General features: G+C 63.9%; 8 protein-coding genes. 4 read left to right on the forward strand and 4 right to left on the reverse strand.

The genetic code is table 11. From position 1 onward, the window contains the following. Positions 1–38 precede the first annotated feature (38 nt). On the reverse strand, positions 39–12,932 hold the full coding sequence (locus HU731_RS06995; RefSeq protein WP_186606824.1) for a non-ribosomal peptide synthetase: 12,894 nt from the start codon (positions 12,930–12,932) through the stop codon (positions 39–41). 53 nt (positions 12,933–12,985) lie between these two features. Continuing rightward, complete coding sequence (locus tag HU731_RS07000) at positions 12,986–13,738, reverse strand: thioesterase II family protein (protein WP_186606825.1); 753 nt, start codon at positions 13,736–13,738, stop codon at positions 12,986–12,988. Between the two features lie 301 nt (positions 13,739–14,039). Between HU731_RS07000 and HU731_RS07005 the strand changes: the two genes are divergently transcribed. Next, positions 14,040–14,591, forward strand: coding sequence for an RNA polymerase factor sigma-70 (locus HU731_RS07005; protein WP_005789991.1), 552 nt, complete (start codon positions 14,040–14,042; stop codon positions 14,589–14,591). A 526-nt stretch (positions 14,592–15,117) separates the two neighbouring features. Here the strand turns inward: HU731_RS07005 and HU731_RS07010 are convergent. Both HU731_RS07010 and HU731_RS07015 read right to left on the reverse strand, forming a co-directional pair. Beyond that, the gene (locus tag HU731_RS07010) at positions 15,118–15,906 is read right to left on the reverse strand and encodes a substrate-binding periplasmic protein (RefSeq protein ID WP_186606826.1); all 789 of its coding nucleotides are present in this window, start codon (positions 15,904–15,906) and stop codon (positions 15,118–15,120) included. Between the two features lie 92 nt (positions 15,907–15,998). Then, the gene (locus tag HU731_RS07015; protein WP_186606827.1) at positions 15,999–16,622 is read right to left on the reverse strand and encodes a TetR/AcrR family transcriptional regulator; all 624 of its coding nucleotides are present in this window, start codon (positions 16,620–16,622) and stop codon (positions 15,999–16,001) included. A gap of 153 nt (positions 16,623–16,775) precedes the next feature. Here HU731_RS07015 and HU731_RS07020 point away from each other — a divergent pair, with 153 nt between their 5' ends. Genes HU731_RS07020 through atuC form a run of 3 tightly spaced genes read left to right on the forward strand, consistent with a single transcriptional unit; the run spans position 16,776 to position 21,060 of the window. Further along, positions 16,776–18,554, forward strand: coding sequence for an acyclic terpene utilization AtuA family protein (locus HU731_RS07020; RefSeq protein WP_186606828.1), 1,779 nt, complete (start codon positions 16,776–16,778; stop codon positions 18,552–18,554). Positions 18,555–18,566: 12 nt separating this feature from the next. Next, a complete protein-coding gene (locus tag HU731_RS07025; protein WP_186606829.1) occupies positions 18,567–19,439 on the forward strand; it encodes an SDR family oxidoreductase in 873 nt (290 codons plus the stop codon). A gap of 4 nt (positions 19,440–19,443) precedes the next feature. Then, positions 19,444–21,060, forward strand: a complete 1,617-nt coding sequence (gene atuC / locus HU731_RS07030; protein ID WP_186606830.1) for a geranyl-CoA carboxylase subunit beta — start codon at positions 19,444–19,446, stop codon at positions 21,058–21,060. The last annotated feature ends 11 nt before the right edge of the window (positions 21,061–21,071 follow it).

The raw sequence follows: 21,071 nt of genomic DNA on the forward strand, positions 1-21,071 counted from the left end.
AGGCGCTACCCGACCAACGGGTAGCGCCCACTCAAGCCTTAAAGCCCCTCCAACTCCGCCATCAAATCACTCAACCGATCCACCTTCTCGGCACTGATCTCATTGCCCGCCAACCCGTCGATATACGCGGCCAACTCCGCCACCGAGCTGCACTCGAACATCGCCCGCAGCGGCACATCGCGCTGCAACGTCTTCTGCACCCGCGAAGCGATCTGCGTAGCCAGCAACGAGTGCCCGCCCAGTTCGAAGAAGTTGTCCTGCACCCCAACCCGCTCGACTTTCAGCACTTCGGCCCAGATAGCCGCCAACGTGGTTTCCAGTTCAGTGCGCGGCGCCACATAGTCCTGATTGTGCAACTGGCCGATCTCCAGGGCCGGCAGGGCCTTGCGGTCGAGTTTGCCGTTGGCGTTGAGGGGCAGGCGGTCAAGCCAGAGCCAATGCAGCGGCACCATGTATTCGGGCAGTTCGGCACGCAGGCGTTGCTTGATGCGCTCCAGCTGTTCGCTTGGGTCCAGTGTGGCATCGGCGGCCACCAGGTAGCCGACCAGGTGCTTGCCGTTAACACCCTCTTGCACACCCACCGCCGCGTCGCGCACCTGTGGCTGTTCATGCAGGCGCGCTTCGATTTCACCCAGTTCTATGCGGTAGCCGCGAATCTTCACCTGGTGGTCGATACGCCCGACATACTCCAGCACCCCATCGCTGCGGCGCCGCGCCAGGTCGCCGGTACGGTAGAGCCGCTCGCCAGGCGCGCCAAAGGGGTTGGGCACAAACACCTGGGCGGTGCGCAGCGGATCGCTGACATAGCCGCGACCAACACCGGTGCCGGCGACGCACAACTCTCCGACAGCGCCTTGGGGCACCAACTCCAAGGCGCCATCGAGCAGGTACAAGCGGTTGTTGTCGGTCGGCGTGCCAATTGGCAGGTAAGTGCCACGGGTCGAGGCCAGATCGACGCGGAAGAACGCCACATCATCGGAGCATTCCGCCGGGCCGTAGGCGTTCACCAGGCCAATCTGCGGGTAACGTTGCAGCCACTGATGGGCCAACTCCGGCGGCATGGCCTCCCCGGTCGGCAACATCCAGCGCAGGCCGTCGAGGCTGATACGCTCCTGGGCCAGCATGCCCTGGATCAGCGACGGCACGCTCTCCAGCACGGTGATGCCCTGTGCTTGAACGTGGGCCAAAAGCCCTTGCGGATCATGGGCAATGGCAGGCGGCACGATGTCCACCCGCGCACCAAACAGCGGCGCGGCGAGGAACTGCCAGACGGAAATATCGAAGCTTTGCGAAGCGGTCTGGGCGATCACATCGGCATCGCTCAAACTCAGGTACGGCACCTTGCTCAACTGGTTATTGAGCATGCCGCGCTGTTCGACCATCACGCCCTTGGGCAAGCCGGTGGAGCCCGAGGTGTAGATCACGTAGGCAAGGTTGTCCGGGGCACTGTAGACGCCTGGGTTTTCGCCACGGGCGGGCACTTCCTCCCACACCAGCAGTTGGCAATCAACCCCTTGCAGCAACTCGATGGCCTGCTCGCGGCACGCCTCGGTACACACCAGCAGCGGCGTGCGGCTCATGTCGATGATGCGGCTCAGGCGCGGGCCGGGCAGCCCTGGGTCCAGTGGCAGGTAACCGGCACCCGCCTTGAAGCTGCCGACGATCATGCCGAGCAAGTCCAACCCACGTTCAGCCAGCAACGCCACCGGTTGGTCCAAGCCCACACCGGCCGCAATCAACGCGTGGCCCAGGCCGTTACTGCGGCGGTTCAGCTCATCGTAGCTCCATTGCTGGCCGAGGCAACTGGCGACGATACGCTGCGGATGCTCTGCCACCTGGGCCTCGAACAGCTCGATGTAGCTCGTCTCCACTGGGTAGGCCTGCTCACTCTGATTACAGCCTTCCACAAGGAATTCACGCTCCTGCTCGCCAATCAATGGCAGCTCGGCCATGTCGCCATGGAAGCCCTGCACCAGCGCCAGCAACAAGCGCTTGAACTCGGCGAGCATGCCTTGCACGGTGCTTTCGTCGAAGTATCGCTGGTCGTAGGACAGGTGCAAACCGAGGTCATCGCCCGGATAACACACCGCCGTCAGCGGGAAGTTGGTGTGGGTGCGGCCAGAATCCGAGGTAGCGTTCAGGCTTTGCGCTCGGTCCAGCACCGAGACTTCCACTGGTGCGTTCTCAAACACAAACAGGCTGTCGAACAGCGGCTGGCCCTTGGGCAATTCGCTGTGTTCCTGGATCGTCACCAACGGCAGGTATTCGTACTCGCGCAGTTGCATATTGCTGTCGAGCAAAGCGCTCAACCACTGGCGCACGCTGCACGTCTGGCCGTCCTCGGGCAGTTTTACTCGCAACGCGATGCTGTTGATAAACAGGCCGACGGTGCGTTGCATCTCGGGCATGTCCACCGGGCGCCCGGCCACGGTGACGCCGAACAGCACGTCGCGATCGCCACTCAAACGCCGCAGCACCAGGGCCCACGCCGCTTGCGCGAAGGTGTTGACGGTAAGCTGATGCGCCTGGGCCAGTTCGCGCAGCTGCGCGCCGTCACGGGCATCCAGGCGGGTGTAGCAGTCGCCCACCACCATGCCGCCGCTGCCACCGGCGTGTTCGCGCAAGAACGGGCGGTCGCTCGGGATCGGCGTGGCGCGCTCGAAGCCTTGCAAGTTTTGCTGCCACCACTGGCGCGCTTCGTTGAGGTCCTGGCGTTGCAGCCAGGCAATGTAGTCGCGGTAGCGCGGCGGCGTCGCCAGTTGCGCGTCGCGGCCTTCGCCCAGGGCTGTGTAGATATCGAAGAAGTCATTCATCAGCAGCGAACGGCACCAGGCATCGATCAGGATGTGGTGGTTGCTCATCATGAACCAGTAGCGCGCCTCGCCCACGCGAATCAGGCGCAAGTGGAAAGGCGCCTGGTTGAGCAGGTCAAAACCGGCTTCGCGCTCGGCCTTGAGCAAGGCTTGCAGGCGCGGCTCCTGCTCATCCTGCGGGTCGGCGCTCCAGTCCAGGTAGTCAATCGGCGTGCTGCCGGGCTTGTGGATCACTTGCAGCATGTCTTCGCCAACGTTCCAGCAGAACGAGGCGCGCAAGGCTTCGTGGCGGGCGATCACCGCTTGCCAGGCCTGGGCAAAACGCTCCGGGTCCAGGGCGCTGTTGATGCGGTAGCGGTCCTGCATGTAATACAGGCCAGTGCCGGGCTCCAGCAGGGTGTGCAGCAGCAGGCCCTCCTGCATCGGGGTCAGCGGGTAGACGTCTTCGATGGCGCTGGCTGGGACCGGCAAGGCGTCCAGTTGCCCCTGGGTCAGGTGCGCCAGGGGGAAGTCGGACGGTGTGAGTCCACCGGCATCGTCCTGTAGGCAATGGGCGATCAGGCTGTGCAATTCGGCCAGGTAGGCCTCGGCCAGATCGCGGATCACTTGTTGATCATGACGCTCGCGGCTGAAGGTCCAGCGCAACACCAGCTCGCCGCCGTAGACCTGGCCGTCGATGCTCAGCTCATTGGGCAACGGCGCATCCGGGTCATGGGCCAGGCCGGCGGATTCCTCCAGTGGATGGAACAGCGCCTCACTACCAAAGCTCTGGTCGAACTGGCCCAGGTAGTTGAAGGTGATCTGCGCGCTCGGCAACGCGGCCATGCTCTGCTTGCACAGGTCATCGGCCAGGTAACGCAGCACGCCATAACCCAAGCCTTTATGGGGCACGCCACGCAGTTGCTCCTTGATCGCCTTGATCGAGTCGCCCTGCTCGGCCTTGGGCGTCAGGCGCAACGGATAGGCGCTGGTGAACCAGCCCACGCTGCGGGTCAGGTCGATGTCATCGAACAAGGTTTCGCGACCATGGCCTTCCAGCTGGACCAGCGCCGAGGCCTGCCCGCTCCAGCGGCACAGTACGCGGGCCAGGGCGTTCAGCAACAGGTCGTTGACCTGGGTGCGATAGGCACTCGGCGCCTGTTGCAGCAACTGCCGGGTGCGCTCGGTATCCAGGCGCACGCTGACCGTTTCGGCATCGCTATTGCGCCGTGCGCCTTGGGGACGCTGCACCGGCAAGGCCACGGCCGGGCCAGCCAATTGCGCTTGCCACAGGCTCAGCTCTTCGCGCAGGGATTCACTGTGGGCATAGGCTTGCAAGCGCGCCGCCCAATCACGCAGCGCGCTGGTCTTGGCCGGCAGGCTGACAGACTGGCCTTCACTGAGTTGGCGATAAACGTTTTGCAGGTCTTCCAGCAACACGCGCCATGACACGCCGTCTACCACCAGGTGATGGATGACAATCAGCAAGCGCTGCTGGCCTTGCGGCCCGTCCACCAGCAAGGCGCGCAACAGCGGCCCCTGTGCCAGGTCGAGGCTGCGCTGGGTGTCGGTGAACAACGCCGTGCACGCCTGCATGTCGCGCACCTGCGCCTGCAGCAGCACGCCGCCTTCCGGCACGCCCTGGTGTTCGGCATGCCATTGCGCATCGCGTGGGGTGAAACTCAAGCGCAGCGCGTCGTGGTGTTCCAGCACCGCCAGCAGCGCTTGTTCCAGGCGATGGGGGTCGAGCAGTTGCAGCGGCTTGAGCACCAATGCCTGGTTCCAGTGCTGGCGCGCCGGGATGTCGGTGTCGAAGAACCAGTGCTGGATCGGCGTGAGGCCCGAGGCGCCAGTCAGCAAACCTTGTTCGGCGGTGATGAGCTCCGAGCGGGTCGCCACGGCAGCCAGGCTCTGTACCGTCTGGTGCTGGAACAGGTCACGGGGGCTGAAATGAATGCCGGCCTGGCGCGCACGGCTCACCACCTGAATCGACAGGATCGAGTCGCCGCCCAGCTCAAAGAAATTATCGTCGAGGCCCACTTGCTCCACGTTCAGCACCGCGCACCAGATGGCAGCCAGGCTGTGTTCCAGCTCACTGCGGGGCGCCACGTAGGCTTGGCGATTGGCCTCTGGGTCCGGCTCCGGCAAGGCGCGGCGGTCGAGCTTGCCGTTGGCGGTCAGCGGCATGCTTTGAAGTACGATCAGATGCGCGGGCACCATGTAGTCCGGCAGCTGCGCCTTGAGATGCGCCTTCAACGCGTCGCGCAAGGCGGCGTGCTCGGCATCGCTGACCAGGTACGCCACTAATTGCTTGCCGCTCGGCGCATCCAGGGCCAGCACCACTGCTTCGCGCACAGCTTCATGTTCGAGCAAGCGTGTTTCGATTTCGCCCAGTTCGATGCGGAAACCGCGAATCTTCACCTGATGGTCGATACGCCCCAAGTACTCCACCAGGCCATCGGCGCGTTGGCGCACCAGGTCGCCAGTACGATACAAACGCCCGCCCTCGATGGCAAACGGATCCGCGACAAAACGCTCCGCCGTCATCCCCGGCCGTTGGTGATAACCCTGGGCCAGACCGGCGCCACCGATGTACAGCTCACCGCTGGCACCCTGGGGCACCAGCGCCAGGTCGGCGTCGAGAATGTAGGCCACGCGCTCACCGACGATGCTACCAATCGGCACACTGCCAGCGCCCTCCTCCAACTGCTCTGGCGCCAGGCTGGCCAGGGGCATCACCACGGTTTCGGTGGGGCCGTACGCGTTGAAGAACAGCTGGGGCGTGAACGCAGCACGGATGCGTTGCAGGTGTTCGCCGGTCAAGGCTTCGCCACCGGTGATGCACATACGCACCGGCAGCGTCTGTTGTTGGGTCGCCAGCCACTGCGCCAACTGGCTGCCGTAGCTGGGGGTAAAACCGAGCACATTGATGCGATGGGCACGGATCAGCGCGCAGATTTCTTCGGCATCCCACTGGCCCTGGGCGCGCAATACCACCCGCGCCCCGCACAGCAGCGGCACCAGCAAACGCTCGGTGGCGGCGTCGAAGTTGATCGAATAAAAGTGCAGCTCGCAGTCATCCGGGCGCATGTCAAAGCGCTCGATCACCGCTTGGCAGTGCATGGCGATCTCACCGTGGGACACCACCACGCCCTTGGGTTTGCCCGTGGAACCCGAGGTGTAGATGAGGTACGCCTGGTGTTGCGCCAGGCTCACCAATGGCGGCGATTCAGCGGGGTAATTGGCCAGCACCGGCGAGTCATCCTCCAGGCACCAGCACGCCACCGTCGCCGGCAACTCACCCAGGGCTTCGAACAGGGCCGCATCACTGAGCAGCAGGCCGATGTCACTGTCTTCGATCATGTAGTGCAGACGGTCAAGCGGGTATTCCGGGTCCAGCGGCACATAGGCACCGCCGGCCTTGAGGATCGCCAGCAAACCGATGACCATTTCCAGCGAACGCGGCAGCGCCAGGCCCACGCGCACCTGCGGGCCCACGCCACGCTCGCGCAGCATCCAGGCCAGGCGGTTGGCGCGCTCATCCAGTTGCGCATACGAAAGGGTCACACCGGCAAAGGTCAGCGCCGGGGCATCCGGCCGCTGGCTGGCCTGCTGGCTGAACAGTTGATGGATGCACTGGTCGAGACGATGCGCGCCCTTCTCCACCCCCAGGCTGTCTTGCAAGGCGCGTTGCTCATCGGCGCTCAGCAATGGCAATTCGCTGAGGCGCTGGCGAGGATCGGCGATCAGCGCTTCGAGCAGGTTGCACCAATGCGCGGCCATGCGTGCAATGCGCGGCTCGTCGAACAGGTCGGTGCTGTAGGTCAGGCAGCAACCCAGGCGATGGTCGAGGTCGGTGACTTCCAGGTTGAGGTCGAACTTGGTCGCCCGCGCATCGTTGGCCAGGTACTCCACGCTCATGCCCGCCAGTTGGCGGCTTTGCTGGAATTCCCAGCGCTGCACGTTGCACATCACCTGGAACAACGGGTTGTACGCCGCGCTGCGCGGCGGTTGCAGGGCTTCCACCAGGTGGTCGAACGGCAGGTCCTGATGGGACTGGCCCTCGATCACGGTGTGGCGCACCTGCTCGAACAACTCGCGGACCTGCATCTGCCCAGTGAGCTGGCAACGCAGCACCTGGGTATTGAGGAACGCGCCAATCAAGCCTTCGCTTTCCGGGCGGATACGGTTGGCCACTGGCGCGCCGATGCGCAGGTCGGTCTGGCCGCTGTAGCGGTAGAGCAACACCGCCAGGGTCGCGGTCATGGTCATGAACAGCGTGAGGCCGTGTTGCGCGTTGAAGGCTCGCACGCGGGCGGCCAGCTCATCGCTCAAATCAAAGCGGTACAGCTCGCCCCGGTGGCTTTGCACGGGTGGCCGTGGACGGTCGCCGGGCAGTTCCAGCAACGGGTGTTCGTTGCCCAGTTGCGCGGTCCAGTAGTCCAACTGGCGCTGGCGCTCACCGGCCTCCATCCACTGGCGTTGCCATTGACTGTAGTCGAGGTACTGCACCGGCAACGCGGGCAGCGGCGAGTCGCGCTCGTCGATAAAGGCTTCATACAAGGCGCTGAGTTCACGGGCAAAAATGTCCATGGCCCAGCCTTCGGTGACGATATGGTGCAGGGTCAGCACCAGGTAATGTTCCTGCTCGCCGGCCTTGACCAGGCAAGCGCGTAAGAGCGGCCCGGTTTCCAGGTTGAACGGCGTGTGCGCCTCGACATCGGCCAGTTGCTGCAAACGCTGCTGGCGCTGCGGCTCATCCAGCGCGCAGAAGTCCTGCCAGCCCATGCGCACAGTGGTCTGCGCCGAGACCTTCTGGCAGGCCACGCCATCGACACTTGGGAAAGTGGTGCGCAGGGTTTCGTGACGCATGATCAAGGCTTGCAAGGCGGCCTCGAAACGCCCCACATCCAGCACGCCACGCAGGCGCGCCATGCCGCCGACGTTGTAGGCCGGACTGTCCGGTTCCATCTGCCAGAGAAACCACATGCGCTGCTGGGAATAGGACATGGGGACCGGCTGGCTGCGGTCGACCTTGGCGATGGCAGTCTGTTGGTTGCGCTGGCCCGTCGCCTGGATACGCCCGACCTGCTCGGCAAAGTCGCCCAGCTCGCTGGCTTCGAACAGGGTACGCAGCGGCAGTTCGACGTCACAAACCTGGCGGGTGCGGGAGATGATTTGCGTGGCCAGCAACGAGTGCCCACCCAGTGCAAAAAAGTCATCGCGCAGGCCGATGCGTGGCAGGCCCAGCACCTCGCGCCAGATCGCGGCGATTTGCAGTTGCAAGGGGGTGTGCGGTTCGACGTGTTCGCGGGTTTGCCATACCGGCTCCGGCAACGCGCGCCGGTCGAGCTTGCCGCTGGGGCTCAGGGGCATGGCGTCCAAGCGCATCAGCAGCGCGGGCACCATGTACTCCGGCAACTCGGCGGCCAAGGCGATTTTGACCGTTTGCTCATCCAGTTCGGTGTCGGCGGTGTAGTAGCCGATCAACTGGGCATCACGCACCAGCACCACGGCCTGGGCGATGCCTGCGAGGGCCAGCAGGCGCGCTTCGATTTCTTCCGGCTCCACCCGGAAACCGCGCAGTTTGACCTGCTGATCGAGGCGCCCGAGGTATTCGAGTACGCCATCGGCGTTCCAGCGCGCACGGTCACCGGTGCGATACAACCGAGTGCCCGCCGCGCCCAGCGGGTCGGCGACAAAACGTTCGGCCGTCAACCCGGCACGGCCCAGGTAACCCCGCGCCAGGCCGATGCCGCCGATGCACAACTCGCCCGGCACACCGGCCGGCAGCGGGTTGAGCTGCTCGTCCAGTACACGGCAGATGACATTGCCCAATGGCCGGCCAATCGGCGAGCGCTCGCCATCCGAGGTAACGCACTGCCAATGGGTGACGTTGATTGCGGTTTCGGTCGGGCCATAGCGATTGTGCAATTGCACCGCTGGCAAGCGCGCCAATACGCGGTTACGCAACTCGGTGGGCAAGGCTTCACCGCCGGAGAACAGGCGACGCAGGCTGGTGCATTCGGCCACCAGCGGCTCGTCGATAAACAGCTGCAACAGCGGCGGCACGAAGTGCAGCGTGGTCACCCCATGTTCCTGCACCAACTGCGCGATACGGTGCGGGTCGCGATGTTCGCCCGGCCCGGCCAGTACCAGGCGGCAGCCGGTAATCAATGGCCAGAAGCACTCCCACACCGACACGTCGAAACTGATCGGCGCCTTTTGCATCAGCACATCGGTGTCGTTCAACTGATAGGTGGCCTGCATCCACTGCAAACGCTCAGCCAGGGCGCCGTGGGTGTTGCCCACGCCTTTGGGTTGGCCGGTGGAACCGGAGGTGTAGATCACGTAGGCGAGGTTATCGCCGTGCAGGTGCAAGCCGGGCGCCTGGGTCGGCCAGCTGTCGAGGTGCAGGCTGTCCATCGCGATCACGCACACGCCTTCGGCGCTGGGCAGTTGGGGGAGCAAGGCGGTCTGGGTGAGCAGCAGTTGTACGCCGCTGTCCTTGAGCATGTAGGCCAGGCGCTCGTCGGGGTAATCCGGGTCCAGCGGCACGTAGGCGCCACCGGCCTTGATGATGGCGAGCAGGCCGATCAGCAGTTGCGGCGAACGCTCGGCGGCGATGGCCACGCACACGTCCGGGCCCACGCCTTTGTCGCGCAGGTAATGGGCCAGGCGGTTGGCCTGGGTGTGCAGTTGGGTGAAAGTCAGGCTGCCGTCTTGCCAGACCAGCGCGGTGGCGTCCGACGTCTGTTGGCTGAGCAACTCGGGCAGCCAGTGCCGGGCCGGCGCGCAAGGGGCTTCGCTCCAGGGTTGCTGTTCGTCGGCCTGCATCAATGGCAGGTCGCCGATGGCGTGTTGTGGTTGCGCGCACACAGCGTGAAGTAGATGGATAAAGTGCGCGGCCAGACGCTGGATGGTCGCAGGTTCGAACAGCTCATCGGCGTAGTCGAACGACAGGCTCAAGCGCCCATTGCGGTCTTCTTCGCTGTGCAGTTGCAGGTCGAACTTGGCTTCACGGCTGTGCCAGGGCAACTCATCGGCCAGCAGGCCCGGCAGGCGGCGCAATGCACTGAGGTCACGTTGCTGGTGGTTGAACATGACCTGGAACAGGCCCTGTTCGCGGGCCTGGGGGAAGGCTTCCAGCAGTTGCTCAAAGGGCAGGTCCTGATGGGCCTGGGCAGCCAATGTGGTCTCGCGAGTGGCGGCTAACAGCTGGTTGAACGGCCGGCGCCCGTCCAGCTCGGCGCGCAGTACCAGGGTGTTGATAAAGAAGCCGATCAGGCCCTGGGTTTCCTGGCGTGGGCGGTTGGCATTGGGCACGCCGATACGGATATCGCGCTGGCCACTGTAGCGATAGAGCAAGGTCTGGAATGTCGCCAGCAACAGCATGAACGGCGTCGAGTCATGGGCCTGGGCGGTCTGGCGTACCGCCGCACTGAGGCGCGCATCCAGGCGCACGCTATGGCGCGCGGCGCTGTGCCGATGCAGGGCGGCACGCGGGTGATCGGTGGCCAGGTTCAGGGCCGGATGCTCGTCACCCAACTGCGCTTTCCAGTACGCCAGCTGTCGTTGGCCCTCGCCTTCGGCCAGCCATTGGCGCTGCCAGCTGCCGTAGTCGGCGTATTGCAAGGCCAACACCGGCAGCTCCACGGACTGGCCTTGGGCGGCAGCGGCGTACAGGCGCGAGAACTCGTCGATCAGGATATTCAGCGACCAGCCGTCAGCAATGACGTGGTGCAAGGTCACCAGCAATTGGTGCTCTTCATCGTCCAGGCGCACCAGGGTCACCCGCAGCAACGGGCCTTTTTCCAAGTCGAACGGACTGCGCGCCTGGTCTTCGCGAACCTGTTGCGCACGGGCTTCGCGCTCGGCGTGGGGCAAGTCGCTGAGGTCGATGATCGGCAGTTCGAAATCCGCCTTAGCCTCGACACGCTGGAACGCCTGCCCGTCGCGTTCGTAGAAGCGCGTGCGCAGGGCTTCGTGGCGCTGGATCAGTTGCTGGAAGCTGTGGCGCAGCGCGTCTTCATCCAGCTCGCCGCGCAGGTGCAAGGCGCCAGGAATGGTGTAGGCGCTGCTGTGAGGGTCCAATTGCCAAGTGATCCACAGGCGGTTCTGTGCCAGGGATTGGGGCAGGTCTTCTTGACGTGACAGCGCGTGTATTGCGCCTTGGGCCACGCCGCCGTCCTGTTGCAGTTGCGCCACGGCCGCAGCAAAGGCGGCGAGTGTCGGCGCCTCGAACAGCAGGCGCAGGTTCAGCTCCAGGCCGAGGGTTTCGCGCAGGCGGGCGACCACTTGGGTCGCGGTGATGGAGTTGCCACCCAGCAGGAAAAAGTGATCGTCGCCCGCCACATGAGCCAGTTGCAGTTGTTCGCACCAGATCGCCGCAATCTGCTGTTGCAGGTCCGATTCCAACGCCACTTCGCTCGCCTGCCCCTGCTGCCCGGGGTACTGCGCGTAGCTGTCGAGGCTGCCATCGGCATGCCGAAGCGCACAGGCTGCACGCTGCACTTTGCCGCTGGAGGTCTTCGGCAACGCGCCGGGGTTGAGCAGCACCACCACGCTCGGGGCTTGCTGGCAGGCCTCGGCCACGGCTTGGCGGATCGCCTTGATCAGCGCCTCGGGCGGCAGGATTTTCTGCACGCTGCGGCTGATTTCGGCGGCGATGCCGATGCCTTCCAGGCCCTGGTCATCGACCGCAAACGCGGCGACCCGGCCCTTGCGCACCACTTCCACTTCGCGCTCGATGGTCTGTTCGATGTCCTGGGGGTAGAGGTTATGACCGCGCACGATCAACAGGTCTTTCAGGCGCCCGGTGATGTACACCTCGCCGTCACGGATAAAGCCCAGGTCACCGGTGCGCAACCAGGTGCGGCCAGCGTGCTGGACGAAGGTCTTGGCGCTGGCTTCGGGGTTGCGCCAGTAGCCGTCAGCGATGCTCGGGCCGGTGGCCCAAAGTTCGCCGACGCACTGGTCGGGCAGCTCGGTGAGGGTGTGCGGGTCGGCGATCAGCACGGCGTGGTCCGGCTGGCTAGTGCCGCAACTCATGATCGCAGGGCCCTGCCCCGGTTCGGCGCGGTTGGCGGCCAGCGCCTGTTCGTCCACGCGCAGGGCGGGAATGCCACGGCCACGGGTGCCGCCGGCGACAAACAGGGTGGCTTCGGCGAGGCCGTAGGACGCGAAGAAATTATTCGGGGTGAAACCACAGGCGGCGAATTTTTCCGCGAAGCGTTCCAGGGTGTCGAGGCGGATCGGCTCGGAGCCCGAATAAGCCACGCGCCAGCGGCTCAAGTCGAGGCGCTCCAGGGCCGACTCACTGACCCGTTCGCTGCACAGACGGTAGGCGAAATCCGGGCCACCGCTGATAGTGCCGCCGTATTCGCTGATCGCCTCCAGCCAGCGCAAGGGCCGGCCGAGGAAGTAGGCCGGCGACATCAACACGCAGGGCACGCCGCTGAAAATCGGTTGCAGCAGGCCGCCGATCAGGCCCATGTCGTGGTACAGCGGCAACCAGCTGACGATCACGTCGTCAGGGTTGAGGTCGATCCCGAAGCCGCGGCGAATCAGCACTTCGTTGGCCACCAGGTTGCCGTGGCTGACTTGCACGCCCTTGGGCAAGGCGGTGGAGCCGGAGGTGTATTGCAGGAAGGCGATGTCATCGGCCTTGAGGTCGGGTTCGACCCACTGGTTGGCCTGCTGCGCCTCCAGGGTGTCGACGCTCAACACCGTGGGCGCATTTTCAATCTGCGCCAGGCCCTCGCTGAGGCTGGCAATGGTCAACAGCAGCCGCGGCTCGGCATCGCTGATGATCGACAGCAGACGCTCCTGGTGATGACGGCGCGTGGATTCGGGCGGATACGCCGGCACCGCGATAACCCCGGCGTACAGGCAACCAAAGAACGCCGCCACATAGTCCGGGCCACTGGGGAACAGCAACACCGCGCGCTCGCCCAGGCCAGCGTTGGCTTGCAAGGCGGCGGCGATGGTGCGGGCGCGTTGGTCGAGGTCACGATAGCTGAGCACCACACTCTGCTCGGCGCTCTCGGCGAGGAAGCGCAACGCCACCTGGTCCGGCGTCTGCGCAGCACGCTGTTGAAGGGACTGGACCAGGGTGCGGGGGAGTTCGAAGGCGTCCATATGGGGTTCCTGCCTGAAATCGGCTTACGGGAAATTCGGGAAGTCGGTGGGGTTCAGCCGGCGGCGAGCTGCCGCGCCGCGCCACTGCGCCAGCGCGCCAGGTGCTCGTCGGCATAGCGACGCACACAGCGCAGCACGGCGCTTTCGTGCTGCACGAGGAAGAAGTGGTGGCCGTCAAACATGTCCAGGGAAAACCCACTGGCGGCGTCGAGTTGCCAGTCAAGCAACTGATCGGCACGTACGCTGTCCTGCTTGCCACCGAACACGTGGATCGGCAGCGCCAGGGGCTGGCGCTCGCCATAGGTGAAACTGCCGCACAGCAAAAAATCGGCGCGCAGGATCGGCAACATCAGTTGCATCAACTCAGGGTTGGCCAGGGCTTCCTCGGCGGTGCCCTGCAATTGCCGCAGGCGGGCGATGAGTTGGGCATCGGTCTTTTCGACGGCGTACTCGCTCACATCACGACGCGCCGGGCCCGCCGTGCCGGACGCAAATAACGCCAGGGGCGCAGGCAGATTGCGTGCGTTTAAAGCGTGGGCCAATTCAAACGCCAGCAGCCCGCCAAGGCTGTGGCCGAACAAGGCATAAGGGCCATCCAGATCACGGCTGATCTCTTCGGCAAGCTGCGCGGCCAAGGCCTTGATATCGCGCTGCAACGGCTCGTCCATGCGCATGCCGCGCCCCGGCAATTCCAGCGGGCACACCTGCAGCCAGTCCGGCAGCACCCGGCGCCAGCGCGCATAGACCGAGGCGCTGGCGCCTGAGTGGGGCAGGCAAAACAGGCGCAGCCGGATGGGCGTACTCATCCGGCGAGTACTCCAAACTGAAACACGCTGAATGCACGATAAAAACCCATCTGGTCCTCCTGCGGGTGCTGATCCTTGGCCGTTGTACTAACGAACCTGTCACCCATGAGAACGGACGGAGCCTTCAAATAATTAGTCGCCGGGGGCGAGCGAGACGTGGTTCACACCTTTGCCCAAGGCATAAGATTAGTTCGCCTTCTCATTTGACAATCATTATCATTCAGCATAATTTGTTGCCCGATGTGTAGGAGGCCTCAGCAGGGAAGCCCTCCCCTAACCTATTAGCAACAAGGTGATTTCCATGACGGAACAAGTATCCACAGGCAGGTGCGATTCACCCCTTCTCCAGGCGTTCGTCGACAATCGGCTGATCCTGGTGAAGATCGCGGCCCGCATCACCGGGTGCCGCTCCCGCGCCGAAGACGTGGTGCAGGACGCCTACTTCCGGCTGCAGTCGGCGCCGACCATCACCTCATCGTTCAAGGCCCAACTGAGTTATCTGTTCCAGATCGTGCGCAACCTGGCGATCGATCACTACCGCAAGCAGGCCCTGGAGCTCAAATACTCCGGGACCGAAGAGGAAGGCTTGAATGTGGTTATTCACGGCGCTTCACCGGAAACCTCCCACATCAATTTCAACACCCTGGAAAACATCGCCGACGCCCTGACGGAATTGCCCCAGCGCACCCGCTACGCGTTCGAGATGTACCGCCTGCATGGCGTGCCGCAAAAAGACATCGCCAAGGAACTTGGGGTGTCGCCGACGCTGGTGAACTTCATGATTCGCGACGCGCTGGTGCATTGCCGCAAGGTGTCGGGTAGTCATAGCGATACGTTTGCGCGGCGGGTTTGAGAGAAGCGCAGAATGTATGGGCGGCAGCTTCCAACGGTAACCACGATGCGAAGCGAGCCGCTCTTGATCTGCTTTTGATCTGCTTTTGATCTTGATCTTAGGCGCCCCGTTAAACCACGCTGGCCGAACGCAGGCTTGAATTCGTGGGTAACCCGGCAGGACGCCGGGTTAGCCGCCCCGCGCCATGGATGGCGCGTGGCGGCGGCCCACGGATTCAAGCCGGAGAGAGGGCACACCGAGCCTAAGCGAGGTGCCGAGTGGTGGGGCAAGAGCGCTTTGCTTACTTTCGCGCTTTTCGAAAGTGAGCCGCCGTCAGGGCGGAACCCTAAGTGGCCGTTACCGCAGGAATGGATATGTACCCGGTATAACTGCGTCGCCCGTCAGGCCGCCTTCGCGAGCAAGCCCGCTCCCACAGTTTGATCGCGGGGTGTCAGGTAGATAGGTGTCGGCTTTCAGGCCGTCATCGCAGGCAAGCCAGCTCCCACATTTGATGCCACTGAGCCCGAAGGATTTTATTTACTGCGATCTAGGGCAGCGGCGTCACATCAATACGATACGGCTCAAAAATCTTCAGCATCTGCCCACTGCTGCGCAGCCCCTTGAGCAACGCCGAAAACGCCTCCCCCGTGATCGGTGCCTGCGGCCGCAGCAACGCATAGTGGTGATACACCTGATCAATACGCTCCGACACCAAAAACTGCCCTGCCATGTCCGCGTTGCGCGCCATGAAATCACTCAAGTACGAACGGGTAACCAGCGCAATATCCGCACGCCCACGAGCAACCATCAGCAGATTACTGTCATGGGAATAGGTCAACGTCGCATTGAAGCGCTCAGCCATGTTCTTGGGGTCGGAGTTGAAGTTGGCAAAGGCATAGTGATACCCGCTGAATACCGCCAGACGTTTACCGGTAAGGTCAGAAAAATAACTCTGGTCGCGCCCGGGCTGACGCTGAGCGACAAAAATTTCCGCATCTTCGAGCCCCATATCAACACTGGTATGGGCAATATTCTGCCAACCCCAGGACGGGTTTTCGAAGATCGCCATGTCGACCCGGCCTTGCTCGAAGTCGCGAAAACGCCGGGGGATTGAGGTAGGCACCACCACAAACTGGTATTCGGTTTGCGCAGCGTTCAACGCTTCGACCAATTGCGGCAGCAACCCGGTGTCGGCGCCTTGTTCGGGGCGCACGGTATAGGGCGGAAAATGCGCCGCGCCGATTCTCACCAACTGCGCGGCACCGGCCTGCGTCCACGCGGCGGTGCCCAGTGCCCATAAAGTAAGTCCTGCAGCCAGCCGCCATGGCGAAAACATCGAGGCACACACCGTTGAAGAGTTCAATGCCGATAAGCTAGGCGTTTTTACCGGGGGAGACAACTTTCGCCAGCAAATTAATGGCTTGCGCCTCAGTCCGCCTTCAGCACCATCAACAAGGCCTCTTCGGCCAACTCTTCAAGGGTCAGGCTGCCTTGGGCGCGAAACCAGGTGGTGGTCCAGGACAAGGCGCCAGTGAGGAAGCGCCGAGTGATAAACACATCGCCCCGGATGTAGCCTGCGGCCTTGGCCTCGCCCAGCACCTGCAACCAGATCTGCTCATACACGTCACGCAGGGCCAGCACGTGCGCCTGGCCTTCGGCCGACAGCGAGCGCCATTCGTAGACCAGCACCGCCATGGCCTCGCCACTGCCGCCCATGATCGACTGCAACTCGCAGCGGATCAGCGCGAGCACGCGCTCGCGCACCGTGTTCGCCTCCTCCAGTGAGGCGCGCATCATCGCGGTGTTGTAGTGGATGGTTTCCTCCATCACCGCACGCAATATCTCATCCTTGCTCTTGAAGTGATGGAAGATGCTGCCGGACTGGATGCCCACGGCGCTGGCCAGATCTCGCACGGTGGTGCGCTCGAACCCCTTGTTGCGAAACAGATGAGCCGCGGTTTGCAGCAACTTGCCGCGGGCGCTCTCGGGGTCGGTCAATTGGCCACCATCGACCATGGTGCGCATCACCCCCAGGGCTTTGTGCTCATCCATGCTGCTCTCCTTCACGTCTACTGTCGTCTTGGCCGGCAATTTAGGCCGTGACTGCCACCCAAGCAAGCGCTTGGGTAAAACTTGTGACTGGAGTTTACAAACCAAGCGCTTGCTTGGTAGTCTCGACGCCAGCCCTTGGAGGAAGGATTTCTCATGAGCAAGACGGTACGTATCGGCTGCGCCAGCGCCTTCTGGGGCGACACCTGCACCGCCGCCGCCCAATTGGTGCAGGGCGGCGCCCTGGATTACCTGGTGTTCGATTACCTGGCGGAAGTCACTATGTCGATCCTCGCCGGTGCCCGCCTGAAAGACCCCAAGGCCGGCTACGCCACGGATTTTGTCGAGGTGCTCACGCCCTTGCTGGCGGATATCCAGCGCCAAGGCATTCGGGTGATCAGCAACGCCGGCGGTATCAACCCCCAGGCCTGCGCCGCAGCCCTGCAAGCGGCCTGCGATAACGCGCACATTGCGCTGAAAATCGCCGTGTTGCTCGGCGACGACCTGCACCCTCAACTTAAACACCTGCCGCCTGTCACCGACATGTTCAACGGCGCCCCACTGCCGCCGCTGTGCGTGTCCGCCAATGCCTACCTTGGCGCACCGGGCATTGCCCAGGCGTTGGAGCTCGGCGCCGATATTGTCATCACCGGCCGCGTGGTCGACAGCGCAGTGGTCAGCGCGGCACTGGTGCATGAGTTCAACTGGTCGTGGCAGGACTACGATCACCTGGCCCAAGCTGCGCTGGCTGGGCATATCATCGAATGCGGCGCCCAATGCACTGGCGGTAACTTCACCGACTGGCGTGACGTGCCCGACTACGAACACATCGGCTTCCCCATCGTCGAAGTCAGCGCCGACGGCCAGTTCACTGTGAACAAGGTCGAGGGCAGCGGCGGCCTGATCAGCGAACTCAGCGTGGCCGAACAACTGCTGTATGAAATCGGTGACCCACGCGCCTATGTGCTGCCGGATGTGATCTGCGATTTCAGCCAGGTCAAACTGCAGCAACAAGGCAAACACGCGGTGCGCCTGCACGGCGCCAAGGGCCTGCCACCCACCGACCAGTACAAGGTCAGCGCCACCTACCCCGATGGCTTCCGCTGTACCGCCAGCTGCCTGCTCGCCGGCATCGACGCGGTAGCCAAGGCCGAGCGAGTCAGCCAGGCGCTCATCAACAAGACCTCGGAGCTGTTCAGCCAGCGCGGCTGGGCGCCCTACACCGACGTCAACATCGAACTGCTCGGCAGCGAAGCCACCTACGGCGCCCATGCCCGGCGTGCCGATTGCCGTGAAGTGGTGGTGAAGCTAGCGGTGCGGCACCCGAGCAAGCAGGCGCTGGTGCTGTTCGCCCGCGAGATCGCCCAGGCGGCCACCGGCATGGCGCCGGGCCTGACGGGCATCGTCGGCGGGCGGCCGACGGTGTATCCGCTGATCCGGCTGTTTTCGTTCCTGGTCGACAAATCGTCCTGCACCGTCGCCATCGATTACCAGGGCCAACGCCATGCCGTTGAGTTGCCCGCCTGCGCGCCCCTGCTCACGCCGGCCGCGCCCATCGAGCCGGCCAAGCCCCAGGGCCGTGCCGACGCCAGCGTGCCGCTGGTCAAACTCGCCGTGGCGCGCTCCGGTGACAAGGGCAACCACAGCAATATCGGGGTGATCGCCCGCCACCCCGACTACCTGCCGTGGATCGCCGAAGCCCTGACCCCGGAGGTGATCGTCGACTGGATGGACCACGTGCTCGACCCGATCCATGGCCGCGTCGAGCGCTGGTACTTGCCCGGCAGCCACAGCCTGAATTTCCTGCTGGAGAATGCCCTGGGCGGCGGCGGTATCGCCAGTTTGCGAATCGATCCCCAAGGCAAGGCCTTCGCCCAGCAACTGCTGGAAATCCCCATCGCCGTACCGCAGCACATTGCCGACCAACTCAGCTAAAGGACCGTCGCCGTGGCCTTCGACTCGATCTTCAAAGCCGACCTGTTCAAGGGGCAAACCTTGATTGTCACCGGAGGCGGCAGTGGCATTGGCCGCTGCACCGCCCATGAACTGGCGGCCCTTGGCGCCCGAGTGATCCTGGTGGGGCGCAAGCCGGACAAGTTGCAGCAGGTAGCACAGGAAATTATCGATGACGGCGGCGTCGCTCATTGGCAGGCCTGTGATATCCGCGATGAAGAGGCGGTGCAGGCGCTGGTCACGCAAACCCTGCACGACCACGGCCCCATCCATGGCCTGGTGAACAACGCCGGCGGCCAATACCCGTCGCCGCTGGCCGCGATCAATCAAAAGGGCTTTGAAACCGTACTGCGCACCAACCTGGTGGGCGGTTTCCTGATGGCGCGGGAAGTGTTCAACCAGTCGATGAGCAAGCACGGTGGCGCGATCGTCAACATGCTCGCCGACATGTGGGGCGGCATGCCCGGCATGGGCCACTCCGGCGCGGCGCGCTCCGGCATGGACAACTTCACCAAGACCGCCGCGTTTGAGTGGGGCTATGCCGGGGTGCGGGTCAACGCCGTGGCGCCTGGCTGGATTGCGTCCAGCGGCATGGACACCTACGAAGGCGCCTTCAAGGCGGTGATTCCCACCCTGCGTGAGCATGTGCCGCTCAAGCGCATCGGCACCGAGTCGGAAGTCAGCGCGGCCATCGTCTTCCTGCTCAGCCCGGCTGCGGCCTTTATCAGCGGCAGCACCCTGCGCATCGACGGCGCCGCCAGCCTGGGCAGCCGCGCATGGCCGCTGCACAAGGCGCAAGCGCCGAGCGAGCCGTTCAACGGGTTCCACCGCGCCTACCTGCCGGATGTGCTCAAGGCGGAGCAATAACGCCATGCCAGTCATTGAAACCCTGATCGACCCCAACAGCCCAGCGTTCGCGCAAAACCGCGAAGCCATGCTGGCCACCATCGCCCAGTTGCGCCAGCTGGAACACACCCTGCTGGCCAAGGCCCAGGAAGCCAAGCCCAAGTTCGACAAGCGCGGCCAATTGCTGCCCCGTGAGCGCCTCAACCTGCTGCTGGACCCCGGCGCGCCGTTCCTGGAGCTGGCCAGCCTGGCCGGCTACAAACTCCACGACGACAAGGACGGCAGCGCCGCCGGGGGTGGGCTGATCGCCGGTATCGGCTATGTCAGCGGCGTGCGCATGCTGGTGGTGGCCAACAACAGCGCGATCAAAGGCGGCACCATTTCCCCCTCCGGGCTGAAGAAATCCCTGCGCCTGCAACAGATCGCCATGGAGAACAAACTGCCAGTGGTGACCCTCGCCGAAAGCGGCGGCGCCAACCTCAACTACGCCGCCGAGATTTTCGTCGAAGGCGCGCGCAGCTTTGCCAACCAGGCACGCATGTCAGCCATGGGCTTGCCGCAGATCACCGTGGTGCACGGCTCGGCCACGGCCGGCGGTGCGTATCAGCCGGGTTTGTCGGATTACGTGGTGGTGGTGCGCGGCAAGGCCAAGCTGTTTCTCGCCGGACCACCGTTGCTCAAGGCCGCCACCGGCGAAATCGCCACCGATGAAGAACTGGGTGGCGCGCAGATGCACGCGCAAACCGCCGGCACCGCTGAGTACCTGGCACAAGACGATGCCGATGGCGTGCGCATCGTGCGTGAAATTGTGGGCCTGCTGCCCTGGAATGACCGCTTGCCGCACGCGCCCCAACGCGCCTATCGCGAACCGCTGTACCCGATTGATGAGCTGTTGGGGCTGATCCCCGATGACCCGAAAAAACCCTACGACGTGCGCGAGATCCTGGCGCGCCTGGCCGACGGCTCCAACCTGCTGGAATTCAAGGGCGAGTTCGACCCCCACACCGTCTGCGCCCATTTGCACATCCAGGGGCGTGCCGTGGGGGTGATTGGCAATAACGGCCCCATCACGCCGAAGGGCGCGAGCAAAGCCGCGCAGTTTATCCAGCTGTGCGACCAAAGCCGCACGCCGCTGCTGTTTTTGCACAACACCACCGGTTTCATGGTGGGCACCGAGTCGGAACAGCAAGGGGTGATCAAGCACGGCGCGAAGATGATCCAGGCAGTGGCCAATGCCCGTGTGCCTAAACTCACTATCGTGGTCGGTGGCTCCTACGGTGCCGGCAACTACGCAATGTGCGGCCGCGGCCTGGACCCGCGCTTTATCTTCGCCTGGCCCAACAGCCGCACCGCGGTGATGGGCGGCGCACAAGCGGGCAAGGTGCTGCGCATTGTCACCGAGGCGAAGCAACTCAAGGACGGCCTGGTGCCCGACCCCAAGGTGCTCGACATGCTCGAACAGGTCACCGCGCAGAAGCTCGACAGCCAGTCCACCGCCCTTTACGGCAGCGCCAACCTGTGGGACGACGGGCTGATTGATCCACGGGACACCCGCACCTTGCTCGGTTTTTTGCTGGATATCTGTCACGAAGCCGAACGGCGGCAACTGCAACCGAACAGCTTTGGTGTGGCGCGCTTCTAATCAGGAGAACA

The sequence above is a fragment of the Pseudomonas salmasensis genome (assembly GCF_014268375.2).
Lineage (GTDB): Bacteria > Pseudomonadota > Gammaproteobacteria > Pseudomonadales > Pseudomonadaceae > Aquipseudomonas > Aquipseudomonas salmasensis.